Source organism: Cupriavidus sp. 30B13 (genome assembly GCF_049059565.2).
In the GTDB taxonomy this organism is placed as follows: Bacteria; Pseudomonadota; Gammaproteobacteria; order Burkholderiales; family Burkholderiaceae; genus Cupriavidus.
In genome coordinates this window covers 419,598-440,664 of sequence record NZ_CP188224.1, presented here as the reverse complement: position 1 = coordinate 440,664, position 21,067 = coordinate 419,598, and the positions used below count along the sequence as shown (strand labels likewise).

Sequence of the window (21,067 nt, the reverse complement as noted above, 5' to 3'; positions counted from 1 at the left end):
TACATAGACCGACGCGGCTTCCCTGGATTCGAATTGAGAGTCCGCCACCTTGCGCAAGCGGCGGGAGGAAGGGGGCGCGTTGATTTCAGTCTGTCAGCGGCTTTTCTTCTGTCGACCGGCCGCCGTAGTCGTTGATGACCTCGAAGCGGACCGAGGCCTTGGCATGGCTGCCGGGCCGGACATCGGGCAGGACAAAGGCCTGCGTGGCGTGCGGCGCCACCATGCCGCCGGGCATGAGCACGGACTTGCCGTCCAGCCGGGCTTCCACGAACCCGAACGACACGTAGTAGGGCGTGGGATTGCTGGCTTCCACCGCCAGTTGCTTGCCGGCCTTGCCGTCCGGCCGGTCCACGCTGGCCAGCCTCCAGGTGAGCCTGGCGGGGGCGGCGTCCACGTCCGTGAGCCCGACAGGCCGGAAGAACACCTTGATGCGGCTGCGGAAGGCGAACTGCAGCACGTTCTCCGTGCTGTCCTGTTTCGGCGGTACCTCCAGCACATTGAGCCAGAACAGCGACTCGCGGTCGGCGGGCAGCGCCTCGCCCGTGTAGGAAATGCGCAATACCGTGCCCTTGCCCGGTTCCACGCGGGCGACCGACGGCGCGAGCACGAACGGCACCTGCACCTTCTCGGGCGGGATGTCCGCGTGGCCGTCGTCGAGCCAGCTTTGCACCAGCACGGGCCCGGTGCCGGGATTGTTGATCCGCAGCGTGACCTCGCGGGAATCCGCGGGAAAGACCACGCGGGTGCCCTGGATGACAATGGCCGCCCGCGCCGGACCGGCGAGGGCGGAAAGCGCCATGACGCCGGCTGCGGCGAGGCGGAGAGAAATGCGTGCGACCGACGTCATGGCATTCACTGGATCAGGATCCCGGTCCGACTCAGTTGTAGACCATCGTGTAGCGGATGAACGAGTTCGCGGCACCCGGGGTGACGCTCGCTGCCGTCTGCACGTACGCGGCGTTGTAGGTCAGCGTGGCGGTGTTGCCCGAGATCGTCGCCGACTGCGGCGTGGTCTGCGCCACGTTCAGCGCGATCTTGCCGGACGCGCCGTTGCCGTTGTCGCTGACCTCGATCTGCACGCCCTTGGCCGCGCCCGTGCCCACCAGCATCAGGTTGCCGGTGTTGGGATCGATGTTGGCCGAGCCGGTATCGAAGGAGATGAGCGCCTTGCGCCCGTCGATGCAGCTCGCGCCGCCGCCCAGCACCAGGCTGAACGGCACGGCCGTGGTGCGCGTGTTCAGCCCGATGAACAGGCCCGGATCGATCGTGCCCAGCGGGACGAGCGTGCGGTTGGCGTTGCCCGGCTGCTGGCCGTTGATGGTGCAGCTCACGTCCGTGATGCTGCCGGTGAAGTCGATCTGGCCGTCGAACGCGTGCGACAGCGAGGGGGCCATGGCGGCCAGGGCCACGCAGGTGGTGGCAAGGGATGCAACGATAGTGCGCTTCATTTGACTGCCTTTTCAGGTTGATGTGAGTGGAGCAATGAGCCGTCTTCGCCGTGGTGCCCGCACGACCGTGCGGTGGCAGCCAGGTCTCTTCACCGGCCGCCCGGACTGCCATGCCGCGGTCTGGCATCGCGGCGTTCGACGCTTCATTCCCGGCGAGATCCGCAGTGGCAATCGCATCACTCGGCGGTGTCGAAAATGTACCGTCTGGCGCCAATGGAAATTCCGCGAATCGTCTTCTTGATATGGGGAAACGTCTTTTTTGATTGGTACTAATTCCATTGGACACATAGGACGAGTACTGGTCATCGATACTGATTTTTCTGACATGCATGCCGAAAACATCTGACCTTGCGGCATCCGGCGCGGCATTTCTTTTACTCGTCTTACCGCTGCCATTCGTCCTCGCGCCCAAAAAATGGCAACAGGCAGATATCAGGAAAATGGCAATCGAGATCGGAACATTCATAGAGAAAATTCGACATTTCCGAGTTGGCCTTCGCATGGCCAAATCCATCATGTCCGGCAGACGCCGCGCCGGCTGCGCCGCGCGCTTTCCTTCCCGCGGCTCGCGGCGCGGCGCTCCGCCCGACAGGGAAACCAGCCAAGGAAATCAGGATGAAGACAAAGATGCTTGCCGCCGCGCTGTGCGCGCTGCTCGCCGCGCCCGCGGCATTCGCCGGACGCGAGGCGCACTGGAGCTACTCGGGCCGCACCGACGCCGGGCGCTGGGCGGATCTGGACAAACGCTTCCGGGATTGCCGCAACGGCGAAGCGCAATCGCCGGTGGACCTGGGCGGCACGCAGGAGAAAACAGCCGGCCTCGACGCGATGGGCTTCGCGTATGGCAGCGGCCCCGCGGAACTGGTCAACAACGGCCACACCGTCCAGGTGAACCTGCCGGACGCGGGCACGGTCCGCATCGACGGCACGCCGTACCGGCTGCTGCAGTTCCATTTCCACACGCCCAGCGAGACCACGTTCGACGGCAAGGCCTATCCGCTGGCCGCGCACCTGGTCCACAGGAATGCCGAGGGCCGGCTTGCCGTGGTGGCGGTGCTGTTCCGGCTGGGCATGGAGAATGCGGCGCTGAGGCCGGTGTTGTCCGGCCTGCCTGCCCGCAAGGGGGAAAGGAGGAAGCTCGCCGCGCTCGACCCGTCGGCGCTGCTGCCGGCCGCGCGCGGCTACTATGCCTACATGGGTTCGCTGACCACGCCGCCGTGCAGCGAAGGCGTGCGCTGGCGGGTGTTCAGCACGCCGCTGGAGATCTCCGCGGCGCAGCTGGCGGCGTTCCGCGCGCTATACCCGATGAACGCGCGCCCGGCCCAGCCGCTGAACGGGCGCGCGATACGGACCGGCGACGCGGACTGAGCGAAAGGCCGCGCCGCCGGCGGGGCGCAGGCTAGCCGGCGAGCGCGCGCCCGACGATCAGCGGGTCGGCCGGTCCGACCGCTTCGACGTCGCGGTTGGCATACGGAAAGCGCAGCAGCACGTGGCGCATGGCATTGAGGCGCGCGCGCTTCTTGCAATCGGAGCGGATCACGGTCCAGGGCGAATCGGCGGTGTCGGTGCGCGCGAACATCGCTTCCTTGGCGCGCGTGTAGGCGTCCCATTTGTCGAGCGAGGCGACGTCGACCGGGCTCAGCTTCCATTGCTTGAGCGGATGGATCTCGCGCTCGCGGAAGCGCCGGCGCTGCTCCTTCTGGCTGACCGAAAACCAGAACTTGAACAGGTGGATGCCGCTGCGCACCAGGTGCCGCTCGAACTCGGGCACCTGCATCAGGAAGTCCTGGTATTCCTGCGGCGAGCAGAATCCCATCACGTGCTCCACGCCGGCGCGGTTGTACCACGAGCGGTCGAACAGCACGATCTCGCCAGCCGAGGGCAGGTGCTGCACATAGCGCTGGAAGTACCACTGGCCGCGCTCGGACTCGGTCGGCTTTTCCAGCGCCACCACGCGCGCGCCGCGCGGGTTCAGGTGTTCCATGAAGCGTTTGATGGCGCCGCCCTTGCCCGCCGCGTCGCGCCCCTCGAACAGGATCACCACGCGCTGGCCGGTTTCCTTGACCCAGGCCTGCAGCTTCAGGAATTCCACCTGCAGCCGGTATTTCTGCTTCTCGTAATTGCGCCGCGACATCAGGTTCTGGTACGGATACTGGCCTTCGCGCCAGCCCGGCGACAGCTCATGGTCCGGATGCCGGCGCCGGTTCACCTGCCAGGCGCCGGGATCGCCTTCGAGGATGAGGCTGCGCAGTTGCGCGGCCTCGTCGGGAGACATGCCGTCCATCAGGGTCCGGACCACGCCGAGCATGCTCTCGCCGCCCTCGCCGCCGTCGGCCGCGGCAGCGTCCGAGAGGATGTCCTGCATGCTGCTGGCCGCCAGTTGCGCGGCGGCGTCGACGGCGCCCTTGACGGTGTTGCGCTCGGCCGAGCGCGGCGTGCGCGTCGGGATCACGTCGCCCTTGGCGACCGGGCGCGCATCGGCTGGCGGGGTGGAGGAATCGGGCTGGGCGGAGGGGGACGAATCGATGTTGTGCACGTGTGCTGCCATAACGGGTATCCGAAGGGTTGCGCAGAAGCGCGATGCCCGGGAACCCGGCGGCAACTCCGGCGGGAATCGCGAATTTCATTATCCGCAGATGCCCGCCGCGCGCCCTTGATGCAGATCATCAGCCACCCACGGCTCCCCTCAGTCCGGCTGGATATGCGCCTCGGCGATGATCTTGGCGGCCTTGTCCATCTCCGACTTGATATGCGCGGCGAACTGCTCGGGGGTGCCGGCCACCACCTGCAGGCCGGCTTTCTCCAGCGTCTCGACCGACGACGGCTGGCGCAGCGCGGCCACGATCTCGGTGTTGAGCTTGGCGAGTATGTCCTTCGGCATGCCCGCCGGCCCGACGAAGCCGTACCACGACGAGGCCGTGAAGCCCGGCACGCCGGACGACGCCACCGTGGGCACGTCGGGCATCTGCGGCAGCGGCTTGTCGGCCGCCGTCGCCAGCGCCAGCAGCTTGCCGCTGCGGGTGTGCGGCGTGGCCGTGGGCAGCACGTCGAATTCCACCGAGACGCGCCCGCCGAGCAGGTCGGTATAGGAATTGGACGAGCCTTTGTAAGGCACGTGGACCATCTTGATGCCGGCCATGTACATGAACTGCTCCATCGCCAGGTGCTGGGACGAGCCGCTGCCGCCCGAGGCGTAGCTGATGCTGTCCGGGTGCGCTTTGGCCAGCGCGATCAGCTCGCGCACGCTCTTGACCTTGAGCTGCGGGTTCGCCACCAGCAGCATCGGCGCGTTGACGGCCAGCGTGATCGGCGTGAAGTCGCGCACCGTGTCGTAGGGCACGTTCTTGTAGAGGCTGGCGTTGGCCGCGTGCGTGCCGGGCGAGGCGATGCCGAGCGTGTAGCCGTCCGGCGGCGCCTTGGCCACGAACTCCATGCCGACCATGCCGTTGGCGCCCGGGCGGTTCTCCACCACCACCGGCTGGCCCCATTTCTCGGTCAGCTTCTGCCCGACCAGGCGCGCCAGCAGGTCGGTGCTGCCGCCGGCCACGTAGGGCACGATGATGCGGATCGGCTTGCGCGGGAAATCCTGCGCCTGCGGCTGTGCCGAAGCCGTGAGCGGCGCGGCCAGCGCGATGGCGGCCGCGGCTGCCAGTAGCGTCCTGATGTACATGTCTGTCTCCTGTCTGTAGTTATGTTGTCCTGCATTGCCGCACCGGATTGAGGCACGGGCGCGACGCACGGGCGCGGCGCATGAGAGCGACGCGCGGGAGCGGCGACCGCGCGGCGGCTAGCCCGCTCCCCTACACATAGGCCGGCCCTTCGATCACCGGATGCGCGCGCAGGAAATCCTCGTCCACCTCGATGCCCAGCCCCGGCGCCTCGCCCGGCATGACGTTGCCGTGCTCGTCGAGCAGGTCCGGCCGCGTGGTGAGCTGGTCGCGGAACAGGTTCTCGCGGGCCACGTCGGCCTCGAAGTAGCCGGCATTCTCGATCGCGGACAGCAAGTGGATGCTGGCCGCCATGTTCAGCCCGCTGGCGGAAGTGTGCGGATGGATGGCGAGCTTCTCGCCCGACGCCATCGCGGCGATGCGCAGGCCTTCGGTGATGCCGCCGGTCTTGGACAGGTCGGGCTGCAATATCTGCACCGATTCCTCGCGGATCAGCCGGTTGAACTCGAAGCGCGTGTAGTGGTTCTCGCCGGCGGCCAGCGGCACGCCGCCCAGCGCGGCGGCGTGGCGGTAGTCGCGGTAGTCCTGCGGCGGGAACGGTTCTTCCAGCCACGCCACGTCCATCGCCACCAGCGCCGGCATCACGCGGCGCACGTCGTCGAGCCGGTAGCCGGTGTTGGCGTCCACCATGATCTTCAGCTCGGCGCCGAAGGCCTGGCGGATCGCTTCCAGGCGCTCCACGTCGCGCGCCACGCTGTCGCCGAAGCGCAGCTTCACCGCGCGGTAGCCCTGCGCGCGCAGCGCCGCCACCTCGTCCACCAGCGCGGCCGGCGGCTGGAAGCCGAGCGAGATGCCGCCGGCATAGGCCGGCACCGGCTTGCGGCTGCCGCCCAGCAGCTTGTACAGCGGCCAGCCCACCGCCTTGCCGCGGATGTCCCACAGCGCCTGGTCGATGCCGCTCATGGCCAGCGCGCACGCCGTGCCCATGCCGTGGCTGGCAAGCTGGCGCGCGTAGATGCGCGCCCACACGCCCACCACGTCGTGCGCCTCCATGCCCGTCACCAGTTGGCGCAGCGTGGTGTTGATCAGCTGGGCGATCGCGCCCGGGCAGCGGCCGTGGTGCGATTCGCCCCAGCCCACCAGCCCGCCCTCGGTGGTCACCTTGACGATCAGCGCATCGCGCTTGACCGCGCGCCCGATGCCGAGGGTCACGCCCTGCTTGACCGGGAACGAGGTGGCAAACCCCTCCACGCTGGCGATCTTCAGGCTCGATTGCGTATTAAGCACGTTGCACCTCCATGGCGTGGCGGCGGCTGGCATGGCCGTCCCAGGCCTGCGGGTTGACCAGGAACTCCGGACGCTCGCCGGCCATGAGCTGCAGCAGCTGGCGGGCCGCGCCCGTGCTCATCTTCTCCGAACTCTCCTGCGTCAGCGACGCCGCGTGCGGGGTGAGGATCACGTTGTCGAGCGCCAGCAGCGGATGCGCGCGCGCCAGCGGCTGCCGCGCGAACACGTCGAGCGCGGCGCCGGCGATCCACCGTTCGCCCAGCGCCCGCGCCAGCGCGGCCTCGTCGACCACCTCGCCGCGCGCGGCATTGACCAGGAAGGCGGTCGGCTTCATCGCGCGCAGCCGCGCCTCGTCGAGCAGGTGATGGGTCTGCGGCGTCAGCGGGCAGTTCAGAGAGACAAAATCGCTTTGCCGCAGCAGGTCGTCCAGCGTGGCCCGCGTGGCGAACGCCGGCAGGCTGGCCTCGCCGGGCTGGCTTGCCAGCACGGTCATGCCGAACGCCTCGGCGCAGATGCGCGCCAGCCGGCCGCCGATATTGCCCAGGCCGACGATGCCCGCCGTCTTGCCCGCCAGCTCGACGGTCGGCGCGCTGAGCGCGCGCGCCTCGGCCCAGCCCGCGCCGCGCAGGGCTGCGTCCATCGCGCCGAAGCGCCGCGCCAGCGCGAGGAAGGCGCCGATGCAGTATTCGGCCACCGCCTGCGCGTTGGCGCCGGGCACGTTGGCCACGGGGATGCCCAGCGCGGTGGCTGCCTCGACCGGAATCATGTCGAGCCCGGTGCCGTTGCGCACCACGCCCTTGAGCCGGGGCGCGCCGTCGAACAGGTCGGCGGGCAGGTGGCTGCGCACCAGCAGGTAGTCCGCGTCGCGCACCATGCGGCGCAGCGTGTCGGCGCCGGTGTCGGGCGCCACCACCAGCTCCGCCACCGGCGCCAGCAGGGCGGCGCCGGATGCGTGCATCGGCAGCGTGCAAAGGATGACAGGTCGCGTCATGTGCGTTCTCCCGCCTCAGGCGACACGATACTTGCGCAGGACTTCGCGGTCGATCTCGATGCCCAGCCCCGGCCCGGTCGGCACCGTGACGATGCCGCGCGTATGCGTGAGCCGCGTAGTGCTGAGCTCGTCGCGGAACGGGTTGAAGGTCTGCTCGTACTCCAGCATCGGGTGCACCGGCACCAGGCAGGGCGGGCAGTTCGGCAGCGAGGCCAGGAAGTGCATGGTGGCCGCCAGCCCGATGGCCGTGCCCCACGCGTGCGGCACGCACTGCACCGAATGCGCCTGCGCCAGCGTGGCGATCTTCTTGCACTCGGTGATGCCGCCGGCCGCGCACACGTCCGGCTGCACGATGTCCATCGCGCGCTTTTCCAGGATATGGCGGAAGCTGAACTTGGTGAACTCGTTCTCGCCGCCGGCGATCGCCATGTCCAGCCGGCGCGACACCTCCACGTAGCCGTCCACGTCTTCCGGCGAGATCGGCTCCTCGAACCAGTGCACGTCGAGCTTCTCCAGCTCGCGGCCGATGTTGATGGCCTGCGGCACGGTGAAGCAGTGGTTGGCGTCCACCATCAGCTGCACCCTGGGGCCGATGGCGTCGCGCACGGCCGCCACGCGCTCCAGGTCCTTGTGGATGGAGCCCAGGCCGATCTTCATCTTGATCGCGCCGAAGCCCTGCTCCACGTAGCCCTGCGCTTCTTCCACGGCGTCTTCCACCAGGCGGTTCATGTCGCGGAAGTACAGGCCGGTGGCATAGGCCTGCAGCTCGGTGCGGAAGGCGCCGCCGATCAGCTTGTGGACGGGCTTGCCGCAGGCCTTGCCGATGATGTCCCACAGCGCGATGTCGATGCCGCTGATGGCCGAGATGTTCATCCCGGTCATGCCGTAGTCCTTGACCTTGTTGTACAGCTCTTCCCAGATCACCTCGACATCGAACGGGTCGCGCCCGATCACGGCGGCGCGCAGCACGGTCTCGACGATGGCGCGGTTCACCGCCGCCGGTCCGTAGCAGTCGCCCCAGCCGACGATGCCCTCGTCGGTCACGATCTCCACCACCAGCGCGCCCTTGGTCTTGTAGTACCAGCCGCGCGAGGAGGTGAAGGGCTCGTCCACGTTCACCAGCAGCTGGTGCGTGATGACATCGGTAATTTTCATGATCGGTCTTTGGCTCAGGACAGGTGGGCGGGCTCTTTGGCCCAGGGGGAAAACGCGGCCGGCACCAGGATCTTGTTCTCCTGGGTCAGCACCAGCGGCTGCACCTTGGCGGCGTAGGCCTGCCAGGCGGGATCGGCGAGCAGGCGCGCGCGCCGGGCGGCGCGGTCTTCCAGGTCCTGGTAGGCCCACAGGTGCACCACCTGGTTGAGCGTGCCCAGTTCGCTGGTGAAGTAGCCCAGCAGGTGGCCAAGGATGGGGCGCTGGATGGCGAGGCCTTCGGCCTCGTACATCTTCACGTAGGTCTGCGCCTTGCCGCAGTAGCAGGTATAGACCCGCTCTTCCACAATCATCGTCGTCTCCTTTGCCTTCGCGTCGGTTCTAGGCGGTGCTGCGCGCGAAGTCTGTTTAAACTATAAACCTATATAGGACTACAGTGCTGCTAGTATAGACACTGAGACGCGACTGTCAAAGGACCGTTTGGACGGGACGCGCCGGGCGCTGCGGGGCAAGCCCGGCGGGACGGCCGTGAAGAAGAGGAAAAAGAGATGATGGAAGCACCTGGCGTGGACGCCATCGCGCAATGGCTGCCCGAGACGCTGCGGACGCGGGAGCGCTCCGGCCTGCCGAAATACCTGCAACTGCGCGACGCGGTGTCCGACGCGATCGACGACACGCGCCTGCGCGGCGGCGACAAGCTGCCCGCCGAGGAAACCCTGGCGCAGATCAGCGGCTTCAGCCTGGGCACCGTGCAGCGCGCGCTGGCCAACCTCGCGGAAGACGGGCTGGTGGTGCGGCGGCAGGGCTCCGGCACCTTCGTGGCCGCCGGCGAGCGGCCGATGACGGCGCCGTTCTATCACTGCCGCTTCCTCGACGAAGGCAGCGGCGAGATCCTGCCGATCTTCTCCCACGCCATCGGCAAGCAGACCGTCACCGAGAGCGGCCCGTGGTCGGCGCACCTGCCCGGCGCCGCCTGGCACCGGGTGGACCGCATCTTCTCGGTCAACAACGAGTTCGACCTGTTCACCAGCTTCTACGTGGTGCAGGGCCGCTTTCCGGAACTGGAGGAGGAGCCGGTCGAAGCGCTCAACGGCATCAACCTGAAGGAATTCCTCGCCCGTAAGGCCCGCCAGGCGGTCACGCGCTTTTCCGAGACGCTGACGGTCGGCGTCTTCCCGGCCGCCGCGTGCCGCGCCATCGGCGTCAAGCCGGGCACCGCGGGCGCGACGCTGGAGATCCGCGCGTTCGACAAGCGCGGCGACGCGGTCTATTTCCAGACCATCGCGATCCCGCCAAACCCGCGCCGGCTGCTGCTATCCAGCTGAGCGCCCCGCCACCGGCAGCTCGAAGCGGAACGCCGCGCCCGCGCCTTCGCGCTCGAGCAGGCGGATCTGGCTGCGGTGCAGCTGCAGCATGCGCTGCACGATCAGCAGGCCCAGCCCGCCGCCGCGGTGCGCGCCCGCGCTGAAGGCACGCTGGAACAGGCGCTCGCGCAAGGCCGGCGCGATGCCGGGCCCGGTATCGCTCACCGTGACCGACACCTTGCCGTCGCCCACCGCAAGGTCGACGTCGACGGCGCCCTGCGCGGGCGTATGGCGGATGGCGTTGTCCAGCAGGTTGGTCAGCACGCGCTCGATCATGCCGAGATCGGCCATCACGGCGGGCAGCCGCTGCGGAATGCCGGCGCGCAACTGCACCTGGCGCGCCTCGGCCGGCAGCTCGAATTTCTGGAACACGTCCTGCAGCAGGTCCGCCAGCGAGAACGCCTCCGGCACGGGCTGCACGATGCCGTGCTCCAGCCGCGCCAGCTCGAACAGCGACTGCGCCAGCCGTCCCACCTTCACGCTCTGCGCCAGCGCGATGGCGAGGTAGCGGCGGCGCTCGGCCTCGCCCAGCGTGTCGGCCTTGAGCGACAGCGTTTCCAGGTAGCCCTGCAGCGAGGTCAGCGGCGTGCGCAGGTCATGCGAGATATTGGCCACCAGCTCGCGCCGCTCCTGGTCCTGCTTGGTCAAGGCGCGCCATTGCTCGGCGATGCGGCCGGCCATCTGCGCGAACGCGGCTTCGAGCGCGGCGATCTCGTCGCGGCTGCCCGCGGCGGACGCGCGCAGCAGGCCCGGCTGCGCCGCGGGCGCGGTTTGCGGGTCGGCGTCGGCATTGAAGCGCCGCATGGCTTCGGTCAGCCGGCGCAGCGGCCGCGTGATCAGGCCGAAGGCCACCAGCCCCGCCAGCAGGCCCAGCGCCGCCACCAGCGCCATCGACCACAGCGTGGTGCGCAGCACCGAGCTGGCCGCCACGCGCGCGGCCAGCTCGTCGTGCGTCTCGCCCAGCAGCACCACGTAGATATAGCCGCCCGAGCGCAGCGGCGCGGCGCTGAACACCTTGCGGCCGGTGGCGCTGCGCGGGTCGTCGCCGAGGATGGGCAGCGCGCCGCCGGCCAGCAGGCGGCGCACCGGCCGCAGGTCCACCTGCTCGCGCTGCAGGCGCCCGGCCGGCGCGTCGTGGCCCACGATATGCCCCTGCCCGTCGAGCAGGTAGACCTCCACGCTCGGGTTCACCACCATCAACTGGCCGAACAACTGGCGCAGCGCCTCGGGCTTGAGGCCGCTGGCATCCATCAGCACCGCGTTGCGCGCGATATGCGCGGCCAGCCCGCGCGAGAGGTCCTGGATCACCTCTTTCTCGTGCATGTCGTTGGAGCGGATCTGCAGCCACGCCGAGGCGCCGCAGCAGGCCAGCAGCAGCACCGAGAACACCAGCGACAGGCGCTGCGTGAGCGTGAGGCCGAAGCGCGGGCCGCGGCGCGCGGGCCGCTCCTGGGCGGCGCCGGTGGCGGCGGTTTCCGCCCCGGCCTCGGTGAGGGTGTTCATGTCGGGTCTCCCGGCGCGCCGGCAGGCCCGGCCGCCAGCTTGTAGCCGTGCCCCCACACCGTGAGGATGCGGCCGGGCTGCGCCGGATCGGCCTCGATCTTGGTGCGCAGCCGGTTGATGTGGGTGTTGACGGTGTGCTCGTAGCCTTCGTGCTGGTAGCCCCACACGGCGTTGAGCAGGTCCATGCGCGAGAACACCTTGCCCGGGTGGCGGGCGAAGAAGTACAGCAGGTCGAACTCGCGCGGCGTCAGCTCGATGCGCCGCCCGTCCACGGTGGCCTCGCGCGCGATCGGGTCGATCGACAGCCCGCCCAGCACCAGGCTGCCCGCGTCCACGCGCAGGTCGCGGGCCAGCGCGTCCACCCGGCGCAGCAGCGCCTTGACGCGCGCCACCAGTTCCAGCACCGAGAACGGCTTGGCGAGGTAGTCGTCGGCGCCCAGCTCCAGCCCTAGGATGCGGTGCACTTCGCTGGAGCGCGCGCTGGTGATGATGATGGGCGTGTAGCGCGCCATCGCGCGGGCGCGCCGGCAGATCTCCAGCCCGTCCACGCCGGGCAGCATCAGGTCGAGGACGAGCGCGTCCCAGTTGCCCTGCTCCAGCAGGCGCAGGCCCTCGTTGCCGTCGGCGCTGTGCACGACTTCGTAGCGCTCGTCGCGCAAGTGCAGGCTGAGCACGTTGGCGATGTCGACATCGTCTTCGACGATCAGGATGCGCTTGGGATGGTCCATGGGCAGCGAAGGAAGCGGTGGCAGGGTGGCAGGGTGGCAAAGACGGATCGGGCCCGCGCAGCCATTGTGCAGAATTCCGCGCCGCCGAGTTATCACATTTAATTTAACCTTTCGTGAGGACTCCGGGATCGCGCCGGCCATACGATGCGTCCATCGATTCGTGGAACCCACGCAAGGAGTGCATCATGGGCAGCAGAAGGCGCTTTCTACTTTCGGGCGGCGCGGCCGTGGCGGCGCTTGCCGTGACAGGCGGGTGGCGCGCCCTGGCGGCCGGCGCGGGCAAGCCGGCCGAAGTCTTCGAGGTCGTGAAGACCGACGCGCAGTGGCGCCAGTTGCTGACCCCGGCCCAGTACGACGTGCTGCGCCACGAAGGCACCGAACGCCCTTACAGCAGCCCGCTGAACGACGAGCACCGCGCCGGCGTGTTCGCCTGCGCCGGCTGCCAGCTCGACCTGTTCTCCTCGCGCACCAAGTTCGACAGCCACACCGGCTGGCCCAGCTTCTGGGCGCCGCTGGAGCACGCCGTGGGCACCACGGAGGACCGCAGCTTCGGCGTGACGCGCACGGAAGTGCACTGCCGCCGCTGCGGCGGCCACCTCGGCCACGTGTTCGACGACGGCCCCAGGCCCACCGGCCTGCGCTACTGCATGAACGGCCTGGCGATGACCTTCCGCCCGCAGGCGGCCTGACGCGCCGGCCCGCTGCCACCACACCAAGACCACGCCATGCTCCTCATCGTACTCGCCTACCTCGGCGGCGCGCTCACCATCCTGAGCCCGTGCATCCTGCCCGTGCTGCCGTTCGTGTTCGCGCGCGCGGACCAGCCCTTCGTGCGCAGCGGCCTGCCGCTGCTGGCCGGCATGGGCCTGACCTTCGCCGCCGTGGCCACGCTGGCCGCCGTGGGCGGCGGCTGGGTCGCGCAAGCCAACCAGTATGGCCGCTGGCTCGCCATCGCCCTGCTCGCCGTATTCGGCCTGACGCTGCTGCTGCCGCGGCTGGCGGAGCGGCTCATGCACCCGCTGGTCAGCGCCGGCAGCCGCCTGTCGGCTTTCGCGCAGGCCGGCGGGCAGGCGCGCCCCGGCTCGTCCTTCCTGCTCGGCATCGCCACCGGCCTGCTGTGGGCGCCATGCGCCGGCCCCATCCTCGGCCTCGTGCTGACCGGCGCCGCGCTGCGCGGCGCCAGCGTGGGCACCACCCTGCTGCTGGTGGCGTACGCCGCCGGCGCGGCCACCTCGCTGGCGGTGGCCCTGCTGATCGGCGGGCGCGTGTTCAGCGCGATGAAGCGCTCGCTGGGCGCCGGCGAGTGGGTGCGGCGCGGCATCGGCGCGGCCATGCTGCTGGGCGTGGTGGCCATCGCGCTGGGGCTGGACACCGGCGTGCTGGCGCGCGTGTCGACCGTGGCCACCGGCGGCATCGAGCAGCACCTGGTGGACCGGCTGGCGGGCAACCCCGCGCCGGTCATCCCGGCGGGCGGCGCGGCCGGCGGCCCGGCCATGATGGCGGCCTCCAACACCATGATGCGCGCTGTCAGCACGGACGCCGCGCCGGCGCTGCCGGTCGAAGGCCAGTTGCCCGCGCTGGCCGGCGCGGTGCAGTGGCTGAACTCCCCGCCGCTCACCGCCGAAGCGCTGCGCGGCAAGGTGGTGCTGGTGGACTTCTGGACCTACTCCTGCATCAACTGCCTGCGCAGCCTGCCCTACGTCAAGGCGTGGGCGCAGAAGTACCGCGACCAGGGGCTGGTGGTGATCGGCGTGCACGCGCCCGAGTTCGCCTTCGAGCGCAACGTCGGCAATGTGCAGAAGGCCGTGCACGACCTCGGCATCGACTACCCGGTGGCCATCGACAACAACTACGCCATCTGGCGCGCCTTCGACAACCAGTACTGGCCGGCGCACTATTTCATCGACGCGAAGGGCCAGATCCGCTTCCACCATTTCGGCGAAGGCGACTATGCCCACTCCGAGCAGGTGATCCGGCAACTGCTGGCCGAGGCCGGCCACGCCGGCGCGGCCAAGGTCGCCGCCGGCATCGGCGCCGCGCCCGAGCAAGGCGTGCAGATGGCCTCCGACAAGGCCGACGTGCAGTCGGGCGAGACCTATATCGGCTACGAGCGCGCCGGGAACTTCGCCTCGCCGGGCGGCCAGTCGCGGGACCAGCCGCGCACCTACGCCGCGCCGGCCCGGCCCGCGCTCAATGACTGGGGCCTGGCCGGCGACTGGCAGGTCGGCGCGGAGCACGCCACGCTGGCCGGCAAGGACGGCCGCATCGTGTACCGCTTCCATGCGCGCGACCTGCACCTGGTGCTGGGGCCGGGCAAGGACGGCAAGCCGGTGCGCTTCCGCGTCAGCATCGACGGCGCCGCGCCGGGCGACGCGCGCGGCACCGACGTGGCGGCGGACGGCAGCGGCACGGTCACCGAACAGCGGCTGTATCAGCTCGTGCGGCAGCCCGGCAAGGTCGCCGACCATACGTTCTCCATCGAATTCCTGGACCCGGGCGTGGAGGCGTATGCCTTTACGTTCGGCTGATTCCACCATGCAAACGCAGAGGACACAGGCACGAATCACCGCACCACCGATGCGGCTCTGACTGCCACCGGTTTGCTCCCCTCTCCCATGCAATGGGAGAGGGGAGACAACAAGCAGCCAGCCAATTTGACGAGCAACCCGATCTCACCAAGGACAGTCCATCATGCCCACGCAATCGACCACCTTCTTCTCCCGCCTGACGCGCTCGGCCGGGGCCAGGCTTGCCGGCGCGCTCCTGCTGGCCGCGGGCCTGGTGGCCTGGCAGAGCGCCAACTCCGCCGAGGACGCCGTCAAGATCCCGCCGCCCGCCCAGGACGAGAAACCCGCCGCGCAGACCGAGACCGCGGTCTTCGCCGGCGGCTGCTTCTGGGGCGTGCAAGGCGTGTTCCAGCATGTGCGCGGCGTCAAGCAGGTCACCTCCGGCTATGCCGGCGGCGCGGCCAGCACCGCGCAGTACGAGACCGTGAGCGGCGGCAACACCGGCCATGCCGAATCGGTGCAGGTCACCTTCGACCCAACCCAGGTCAGCTACGGCCGCCTGCTGCAGGTCTTCTTCTCGGTGGCGCACAACCCGACCCAGCTCAACTACCAGGGCCCGGACCACGGCACGCAATACCGCTCGGCCGTGTTCCCGCTCACGGCCGAGCAGCGCAGCGTGGCGCAGGCCTACATCGCGCAGCTCGGCAAGGCGCATGTGTTCTCCGGCCCCATCGTCACGCGCGTGGAAGACTACAAGGCCTTCTACCCGGCCGAGGCCTACCACCAGAACTTCCTCACGCTGCATCCGGCCCATCCGTACATCGTGGTCAACGACATGCCCAAGATCGGCTATCTCAAGCAGATGTTCCCCGACCTGTACCGCAACGACCCGGTGCTGCTGAAGGTGGCGGCCAGCCAAGGGGCGGCCGACTGAAGCGCTGCCGCCTCAGCCCCTGGGCCTGAACGCGGCGGCGCCGGCATAGCGCGCCCGCGCGCCGAGCGCGCGCTCGATGCGGATGAGCTGGTTGTACTTGGCGGTGCGGTCCGAGCGCGACACCGAGCCGGTCTTGATCTGCCCGCAGCCGGTCGCTACCGCCAGGTCGGCGATGCTGGTGTCCTCGGTCTCGCCGGAGCGGTGCGAGATCACCGCCGCGTAGCCGGCCGCCCGCGCCACGCCCACCGTATCCAGCGTCTCGGTCAGCGTGCCGATCTGGTTGGCCTTGACCAGGATCGCATTGGCGACGCCGGCCTCGATGCCCTGCCGCAGCAGCGCGGCATTGGTGCAGAACACGTCGTCGCCCACCAGCTGGCAGCGGCTGCCCAGCCGCGCGGTCAGCAGCTTCCAGCCGTCCAGGTCGTCCTCGGCCATGCCGTCCTCGATCGAGATGATCGGGTAGCGCGCCACCAGCCCCGCCAGGTAATCCACCTGCGCCTCGGCGCTGCGCGTCACGCCCTCGCCGCGATAGACGTAGCTGCCGTTCTGGTGGAACTCGCTGGCGGCGGGATCGATGGCCAGCGCCACGTCCGTGCCGGCGCGGTAGCCCGCGCGCTCCACCGCGCGCAGGATGAAGTCCAGCGCTTCGTCCGCCGCGCGCAGGTCCGGCGCGAAGCCGCCCTCGTCGCCCACGTTGGTGTTGAAGCCCGCCGCCTTCAGGTCCAGCCGCAGCGTGTGGAAGATCTCCGACGCCATGCGCACGCCTTCGGCAAAGCCCGGCGCGCCCACCGGCACGATCATGAATTCCTGGAAGTCGATGGCATTGTCCGCGTGCGCGCCGCCGTTGATGATGTTGATCATCGGCACCGGCAGCACGTTGGCTTGCGGCCCGCCGAGATGCGCGAACAGCGGCTGCCGGCCCGACGCCGCCGCCGCGTGCGCCGTCGCCAGCGACACGCCCAGCAGCGCGTTGGCGCCGAGCCTGCCCTTGTCCGGCGTGCCGTCCAGCGCGGCCATGATGCCGTCGACGCGGCGCTGGTCGCGCGCATCCACGCCGGCCAGCGCCGCGCGCAGCTCGGTATTCACGGCCGCCACCGCGCGGCTCACGCCCTTGCCCAGGTAGCGCGCCGGATCGCCGTCGCGCAGCTCCACCGCCTCGCGCGCGCCGGTGGACGCGCCCGAAGGCACCGTCGCCCGGCCCGCCGCGCCGTCCGCCAGCGTGACCTCCACCTCCACCGTGGGATTGCCACGGCTGTCCAGCACCTCGTATCCCTGCACCTGCCTGATCTCGCTCATCCTGCCGCTCCGTTGCCTGAAAGAAACCGTTTGCGACGCCGCGGCTCCGTGAGCAATCCTCACGCTGGCGGATGTCCCGCCGCGTGGGAGAAGCGCACCCGTGGGCCGCAATGCGATCGATGGATGGCATGTTAGGGCGGAAGAGACGCCGGCAAAACCGAGTTATTCTTCCGGATTCGTCAGTTTTTTGCATATTCACGCCCATGCGGACCCTGCCCCCGATGTCCACGCTGCGCGCCTTCGAAGCCACCGCGCGCACCGGCTCCATCACCCGCGCGGCCGATGAGCTGTGCCGCACGCACGGCGCCGTCAGCCGCCAGCTGCGCCAGTTGCAGGAACACGCCGGCACCACGCTGTTCGACAAGGACGGCACCGGCGTGCGCCTGAACGCGCGCGGCCAGGCCATGTACGACGTGGTGCGCGCCGTGTTCGACCAGCTCGAGCAAGGCTACGGCCGCCTGCTCGACCAGGCGCGCGGCCCCAGCCTGCACGTGGCCTGCAGCGCCACCTTCGCCATGCGCTGGCTGGTGCCCCACCTGGTGGACTTCTACCGCCTGCGGCCCGACATCCGCATCCGCCTGTCCATGACCTCCGCGCGCGAGATGCGCACCGAGGGCGCCGACGTGGTGATCGCCTGGGACCTCAGCGCCTACGCCGAGGCCGACCGCAAGCGCGCGCTCTACCTCGCGCCGGCCACCTTCGGCCCGGTGCGCGCGCCGGCCTACAAGACCCCGCTGCGCGCGGCCGTGCGCATCGCCCACGACTTCACCTCCAGCGCCTGGGACCAGTGGCAGCAACTGTCGGGCAAATCCATCGCGCACGGCGGCGAGCTGACCTTCCCGCACACCCACCTGTGCATCGAAGCCGCGCTCGCCGGCGCCGGCGTGGCGCTGGTCGAGCAACGCCTGATCCACAAGGAACTGCGCGACGGCCAGCTCGTCGCGCCGCACGGCTTCGCGCGCTTCGCCGGCGGCCTGATGGCGGTGCCGGCCGCGCGCGAACTGCCGCGGGACATGGATGTGTTCATCGGATGGCTGCGGGAGACGTTGGGGGCGCAGGGGGAGGAAGGCGGATCATGAGGCTTCGAGTCGCGCGCCGGTTCGCTATAGGAATCCCACCGGGCCCGCAATGCACGCGTCTTTGGTTCGGTCATCCGCGGCGAAGATGCGGAAGGCGGCGACCTCGATATCCTGGTCGACCCGACACCGGAGACGACACTGTTCGATATCGGCGCCATCAGGCACGAATTGCTTCAACTGCTGGGCGTGCCCGTCGACGTGCTGACGCCGAAGGCGCTGCCGGAGAAATTCCGGGACATCGTGCTTGCCGAGGCGGTGCCGGTATGAGCCGGGACAAGCAACGGCTGGCCGATTATCTGGAGCACGTTCCGCAAGCCATCGACCGGATTGCCCGCTACACGAAGGGGATGAACGAGATGGCGTTCCTTGCGAACGAAATGGCGCAGGACGCGGTAGTCCGCAACATCGAGATCATCGGAGACGCGAGCCACAACATCAAGGACCACGATCCGGAATTCGCGGCGGCGCATCCTGAGTTGCCGCTGGCCTTCGCCTATCAGATGCGCAATGCGGTGGCACACGGCTATTTCGCGGTCGATCTGGAAATTGTGTGGAAAACCCTCCAGAACGACCTTCCCGGGCTGCGCCGGCAAGTGGAAAACACCGCCCGGAACGCGGGAATGAGACAATGGCGCAGCCTCTTTCCGCTCTCATTCCAACCGCCATGTTCCACCTCCCCACCAACCCCACCCCGCAATCCAAGTCCGCGCAATACCAGGAACTGGTGGCGCAGGCCCGCGCGCTGCTGGCCGACGAGACCGACCGCATCGCCAATGCCGCCAATTTCTCGGCGCTGGTCTATCACTCGCTGCAAGACCTGAACTGGGCCGGCTTCTATTTCCATGACGGCCAGGAACTGGTGGTGGGGCCGTTCCAGGGCAAGCCGGCCTGCGTGCGCATCGCGCTGGGCCGGGGCGTGTGCGGCACCGCCGCGCAGACCCGCGCCACCCAGGTCGTGCCCGACGTGCACGCGTTTGCCGGGCATATCGCCTGCGACGCCGCCTCGCAATCGGAAATCGTGGTGCCGCTGGTTGCCGCCGACGGCACGCTGATCGGCGTGTGGGACGTGGACAGCCCGGTCGCGGGCCGCTTCGACGACGAGGACGCCGCCGGCATGGAAGCGCTGTGCCGGGTCTTCGTGGAACTGGGCTGGTCGCGCGCCTGACCCGCTGCCGGTAGCGGCGCGACCGGCCATGCTGGCCGCGCCGTCGAACAACAACAAGCACCGATCCGCCATCCATCCGTGACCACCCAAACCGCCGGCACCCGCCACCCCGTCGCCGCGTTCTATCTCTACTACATCGCGCTGTACGCGCCGGTCGCCATCACCATCAGCTTCTTCCCGCTGTGGATTCGCGCGCAGGGCCTGGACGACCGGCAGACCGGGCTGGTGATGGCGCTCGGCGCCGCGCTGGCGGTGCTGGTCAATCCGGCGGTGGGCGCCATCGCCGACCAGTACCGCAGCCGCAAGGCCATCCTGCTGGCGCTGGTGGGCGGCTCCGTGCTCAGCACCGGGCTGCTGTTCAGCGCCGAGGGCTTCGTCGGCGTGCTGCTGGTGTTCCTCGCCACCAAGGCCTTCTCGGCCAGCCTGATCCCGCTGAGCGAATCGATGGCGCTGGCCGGCGTGCCGCGCTACGGCCTCGATTTCGGCCGGCTGCGCAGCGCGGGCTCGATGTCGGTGGTGGCGGTGTCGGTGGTGCTGGGCTGGCTGGTGGACCGCGCCGGCACCGAAGTGATCGCTATCGCCTTCCTGGTGACCTACCTCGGGCAAGGCATCCTGGCGCTGATGCTGCCCAATGACAACATCGCCGTGCGCCACGCGGTCAAAGGGCCGCTGCTGCAGGTGCTGCAAGTGCCGGGCTTCTCCCTGTTCCTGGCCAGCGCGGCCGTCTCCCAGGCGTGCCACGGCTTCTTCTACAGCTACAGCGCGCTGTACTGGAAAAGCGTGGGATTTTCCGCCTCGACCATCGGCTACCTGTGGGCCCTGGGCGTGCTGGCCGAGATCACGGCGTTCACCTTCGGCTCGCTGCTGGCCGCGCGCATCTCGCCACCGGCACTGATCGCGCTGGCCTGCGCCGCGGGCGTGCTGCGCTGGTCGCTGACCGGCCTGGCGCAGACCCCTGGCGTGGCCATGCTCGCCCAACTGCTGCAAGGCGCCACGCTAGGCTTCACGCAATTGGGCGCGGCACAGTACGTGCGCACGCGCGTGCCGGCGCACGTGCTCTCCAGCGGCACAGGGCTCTACGCGGCCTGCACCGGCCTGCTGACGGCGGCCTGCGTGTTCGCGGGGAGCTTCCTGTTCGCCAGCGTGGGCGGGCGAGCATTCCTGCTCACGGCGGCGATGTGCGCGGTGGGGTTGGGAGCGGCGCTGGTGTTGCGGGGGCGGGAAGCGCGTTTGATGGATGTGGCGGGTGGGGGATGACTGCCCGCGCCTGGGAGTCAACGCAAAAATCTTGACTTCAAAGTCTTAACGTCAAAATCTTAACGTCAAAGTCAAAGTCAAAGGCTTTCGCTCCCCCGGAGCGACCTACTTTCTTTTTTCCGAAAAGAAAGTAGGCAAAGAAAGCGGACTGCCTGGCCGGCAGGGGCAGAAACATTGGGGTTACTAATGTTAATGGTTTCGTCGTGGGGTTTGTAGTTCTGCTGGTATCCTGCCGTTACCGGTTTTGGCGGCCACTATTCTGCGAGCGGCGCTGGATTCGTGGTGGCGCTGCATGATGGCGTAGGCCCAGGTAGTTCAGGCTGCTGCCGCGACCGGGGCGGATGGGCCCGTCATAGGCACGGCACTGGTTTCGTGGTGGGCGTAGTGGCTCCAGTTTGAAACGTAGCCTCATACACCCGCGTTCCGGTCCACCATGCCCACCACGAAACCACGAGGGTGCTACGTCGTGGTTGTTCGAGTCGGTAACGGCAGATGGCAGAACAAGCAGTGCGCCAGCCATCATAGGTCTGACCCCGAAACCAACACCACTCGCAGATTAGCGGCCGCCCGCACCGGTAACGGCAGGATGCCAGCAGAACCACAGACCCCACCACGAAACCACCAACAATCAGAAACCCAACGTTTCTGCCCCTGCCGGCCAGGCAGTCCGCTTTCTTTGCCTACTTTC

At 69.0% G+C, this 21,067-nt stretch carries 21 protein-coding genes; 10 read left to right on the top strand and 11 right to left on the bottom strand.

What is annotated here, in order from left to right; all coding sequences use genetic code 11:
• Positions 1-85: 85 nt before the first annotated feature.
• A complete protein-coding gene (locus tag ACKI2N_RS21310; RefSeq protein ID WP_420994769.1) occupies positions 86-799 on the bottom strand; it encodes a molecular chaperone in 714 nt (237 codons plus the stop codon).
• 79 nt (positions 800-878) lie between these two features.
• On the bottom strand, positions 879-1,448 hold the full coding sequence (locus tag ACKI2N_RS21305) for a fimbrial protein (protein ID WP_420994770.1): 570 nt from the start codon (positions 1,446-1,448) through the stop codon (positions 879-881).
• A gap of 615 nt (positions 1,449-2,063) precedes the next feature.
• On the opposite strand from ACKI2N_RS21305, the gene ACKI2N_RS21300 reads away from it, so the two are divergent.
• Positions 2,064-2,816: a carbonic anhydrase gene (locus ACKI2N_RS21300; RefSeq protein ID WP_420994771.1), complete on the top strand. Its 753-nt coding sequence runs from the start codon at positions 2,064-2,066 to the stop codon at positions 2,814-2,816.
• Between the two features lie 31 nt (positions 2,817-2,847).
• Here ACKI2N_RS21300 and ppk2 read toward each other — a convergent pair whose 3' ends face one another.
• The 6 genes from ppk2 to ACKI2N_RS21270 form a co-directional block, all read right to left on the bottom strand.
• The gene (ppk2, locus tag ACKI2N_RS21295) at positions 2,848-3,996 is read right to left on the bottom strand and encodes a polyphosphate kinase 2 (RefSeq protein WP_420994772.1); all 1,149 of its coding nucleotides are present in this window, start codon (positions 3,994-3,996) and stop codon (positions 2,848-2,850) included.
• Between the two features lie 138 nt (positions 3,997-4,134).
• The gene (locus ACKI2N_RS21290) at positions 4,135-5,118 is read right to left on the bottom strand and encodes a Bug family tripartite tricarboxylate transporter substrate binding protein (RefSeq protein ID WP_420994773.1); all 984 of its coding nucleotides are present in this window, start codon (positions 5,116-5,118) and stop codon (positions 4,135-4,137) included.
• 130 nt (positions 5,119-5,248) lie between these two features.
• Positions 5,249-6,403: a mandelate racemase/muconate lactonizing enzyme family protein gene (locus ACKI2N_RS21285; protein WP_420994774.1), complete on the bottom strand. Its 1,155-nt coding sequence runs from the start codon at positions 6,401-6,403 to the stop codon at positions 5,249-5,251.
• Entirely contained in the window at positions 6,396-7,394 is a 999-nt protein-coding gene (locus ACKI2N_RS21280) for a hydroxyacid dehydrogenase (protein WP_420994775.1), read from the bottom strand. Before ACKI2N_RS21280 ends, ACKI2N_RS21285 begins: the two co-directional genes overlap by 8 nt.
• Before the next feature lie 15 nt (positions 7,395-7,409).
• Positions 7,410-8,549 carry a mandelate racemase/muconate lactonizing enzyme family protein gene (locus ACKI2N_RS21275; protein ID WP_420994776.1) on the bottom strand — a complete coding sequence of 380 codons (1,140 nt, stop codon included), beginning with the start codon at positions 8,547-8,549 and terminating at the stop codon, positions 7,410-7,412.
• A gap of 14 nt (positions 8,550-8,563) precedes the next feature.
• Positions 8,564-8,899 (bottom strand): NIPSNAP family protein, encoded by a 336-nt coding sequence (locus ACKI2N_RS21270; RefSeq protein WP_420994777.1) that lies wholly within the window; start codon positions 8,897-8,899, stop codon positions 8,564-8,566.
• Positions 8,900-9,094: 195 nt separating this feature from the next.
• Between ACKI2N_RS21270 and ACKI2N_RS21265 the strand changes: the two genes are divergently transcribed.
• Positions 9,095-9,871, top strand: coding sequence for a GntR family transcriptional regulator (locus ACKI2N_RS21265; protein WP_420994778.1), 777 nt, complete (start codon positions 9,095-9,097; stop codon positions 9,869-9,871).
• Here the strand turns inward: ACKI2N_RS21265 and ACKI2N_RS21260 are convergent.
• Both ACKI2N_RS21260 and ACKI2N_RS21255 read right to left on the bottom strand, forming a co-directional pair.
• Positions 9,860-11,413: a HAMP domain-containing sensor histidine kinase gene (locus ACKI2N_RS21260; protein WP_420994779.1), complete on the bottom strand. Its 1,554-nt coding sequence runs from the start codon at positions 11,411-11,413 to the stop codon at positions 9,860-9,862. The two genes, ACKI2N_RS21265 and ACKI2N_RS21260, sit on opposite strands and share 12 nt — an antisense overlap.
• On the bottom strand, positions 11,410-12,141 hold the full coding sequence (locus tag ACKI2N_RS21255; protein WP_420994780.1) for a response regulator transcription factor: 732 nt from the start codon (positions 12,139-12,141) through the stop codon (positions 11,410-11,412). The genes ACKI2N_RS21260 and ACKI2N_RS21255 overlap by 4 nt, the downstream gene beginning before the upstream one ends.
• Positions 12,142-12,326: 185 nt before the next feature.
• On the opposite strand from ACKI2N_RS21255, the gene msrB reads away from it, so the two are divergent.
• From msrB to msrA, 3 genes are all read left to right on the top strand, one after another.
• Entirely contained in the window at positions 12,327-12,830 is a 504-nt protein-coding gene (gene msrB, locus ACKI2N_RS21250; RefSeq protein ID WP_420994781.1) for a peptide-methionine (R)-S-oxide reductase MsrB, read from the top strand.
• A gap of 36 nt (positions 12,831-12,866) precedes the next feature.
• The gene (locus ACKI2N_RS21245) at positions 12,867-14,669 is read left to right on the top strand and encodes a cytochrome c biogenesis protein DipZ (protein WP_420994782.1); all 1,803 of its coding nucleotides are present in this window, start codon (positions 12,867-12,869) and stop codon (positions 14,667-14,669) included.
• A gap of 163 nt (positions 14,670-14,832) precedes the next feature.
• Positions 14,833-15,582: a peptide-methionine (S)-S-oxide reductase MsrA gene (gene msrA, locus ACKI2N_RS21240; RefSeq protein ID WP_420994783.1), complete on the top strand. Its 750-nt coding sequence runs from the start codon at positions 14,833-14,835 to the stop codon at positions 15,580-15,582.
• Positions 15,583-15,594: 12 nt separating this feature from the next.
• Here msrA and eno read toward each other — a convergent pair whose 3' ends face one another.
• The gene (gene eno, locus ACKI2N_RS21235) at positions 15,595-16,878 is read right to left on the bottom strand and encodes a phosphopyruvate hydratase (protein WP_420994784.1); all 1,284 of its coding nucleotides are present in this window, start codon (positions 16,876-16,878) and stop codon (positions 15,595-15,597) included.
• Positions 16,879-17,081: 203 nt separating this feature from the next.
• Here eno and ACKI2N_RS21230 point away from each other — a divergent pair, with 203 nt between their 5' ends.
• From ACKI2N_RS21230 to ACKI2N_RS21210, 5 genes are all read left to right on the top strand, one after another.
• On the top strand, positions 17,082-17,957 hold the full coding sequence (locus ACKI2N_RS21230; RefSeq protein WP_420994785.1) for a LysR family transcriptional regulator: 876 nt from the start codon (positions 17,082-17,084) through the stop codon (positions 17,955-17,957).
• 72 nt (positions 17,958-18,029) lie between these two features.
• The gene (locus tag ACKI2N_RS21225; protein WP_420994921.1) at positions 18,030-18,224 is read left to right on the top strand and encodes a nucleotidyltransferase family protein; all 195 of its coding nucleotides are present in this window, start codon (positions 18,030-18,032) and stop codon (positions 18,222-18,224) included.
• Positions 18,221-18,778 (top strand): HepT-like ribonuclease domain-containing protein, encoded by a 558-nt coding sequence (locus tag ACKI2N_RS21220; RefSeq protein WP_426990929.1) that lies wholly within the window; start codon positions 18,221-18,223, stop codon positions 18,776-18,778. The genes ACKI2N_RS21225 and ACKI2N_RS21220 overlap by 4 nt, the downstream gene beginning before the upstream one ends.
• Positions 18,682-19,122 (top strand): GAF domain-containing protein, encoded by a 441-nt coding sequence (locus tag ACKI2N_RS21215; protein WP_420994786.1) that lies wholly within the window; start codon positions 18,682-18,684, stop codon positions 19,120-19,122. Before ACKI2N_RS21220 ends, ACKI2N_RS21215 begins: the two co-directional genes overlap by 97 nt.
• Before the next feature lie 78 nt (positions 19,123-19,200).
• Positions 19,201-20,379 (top strand): MFS transporter, encoded by a 1,179-nt coding sequence (locus tag ACKI2N_RS21210; protein WP_420994787.1) that lies wholly within the window; start codon positions 19,201-19,203, stop codon positions 20,377-20,379.
• Positions 20,380-21,067 lie beyond the last annotated feature (688 nt).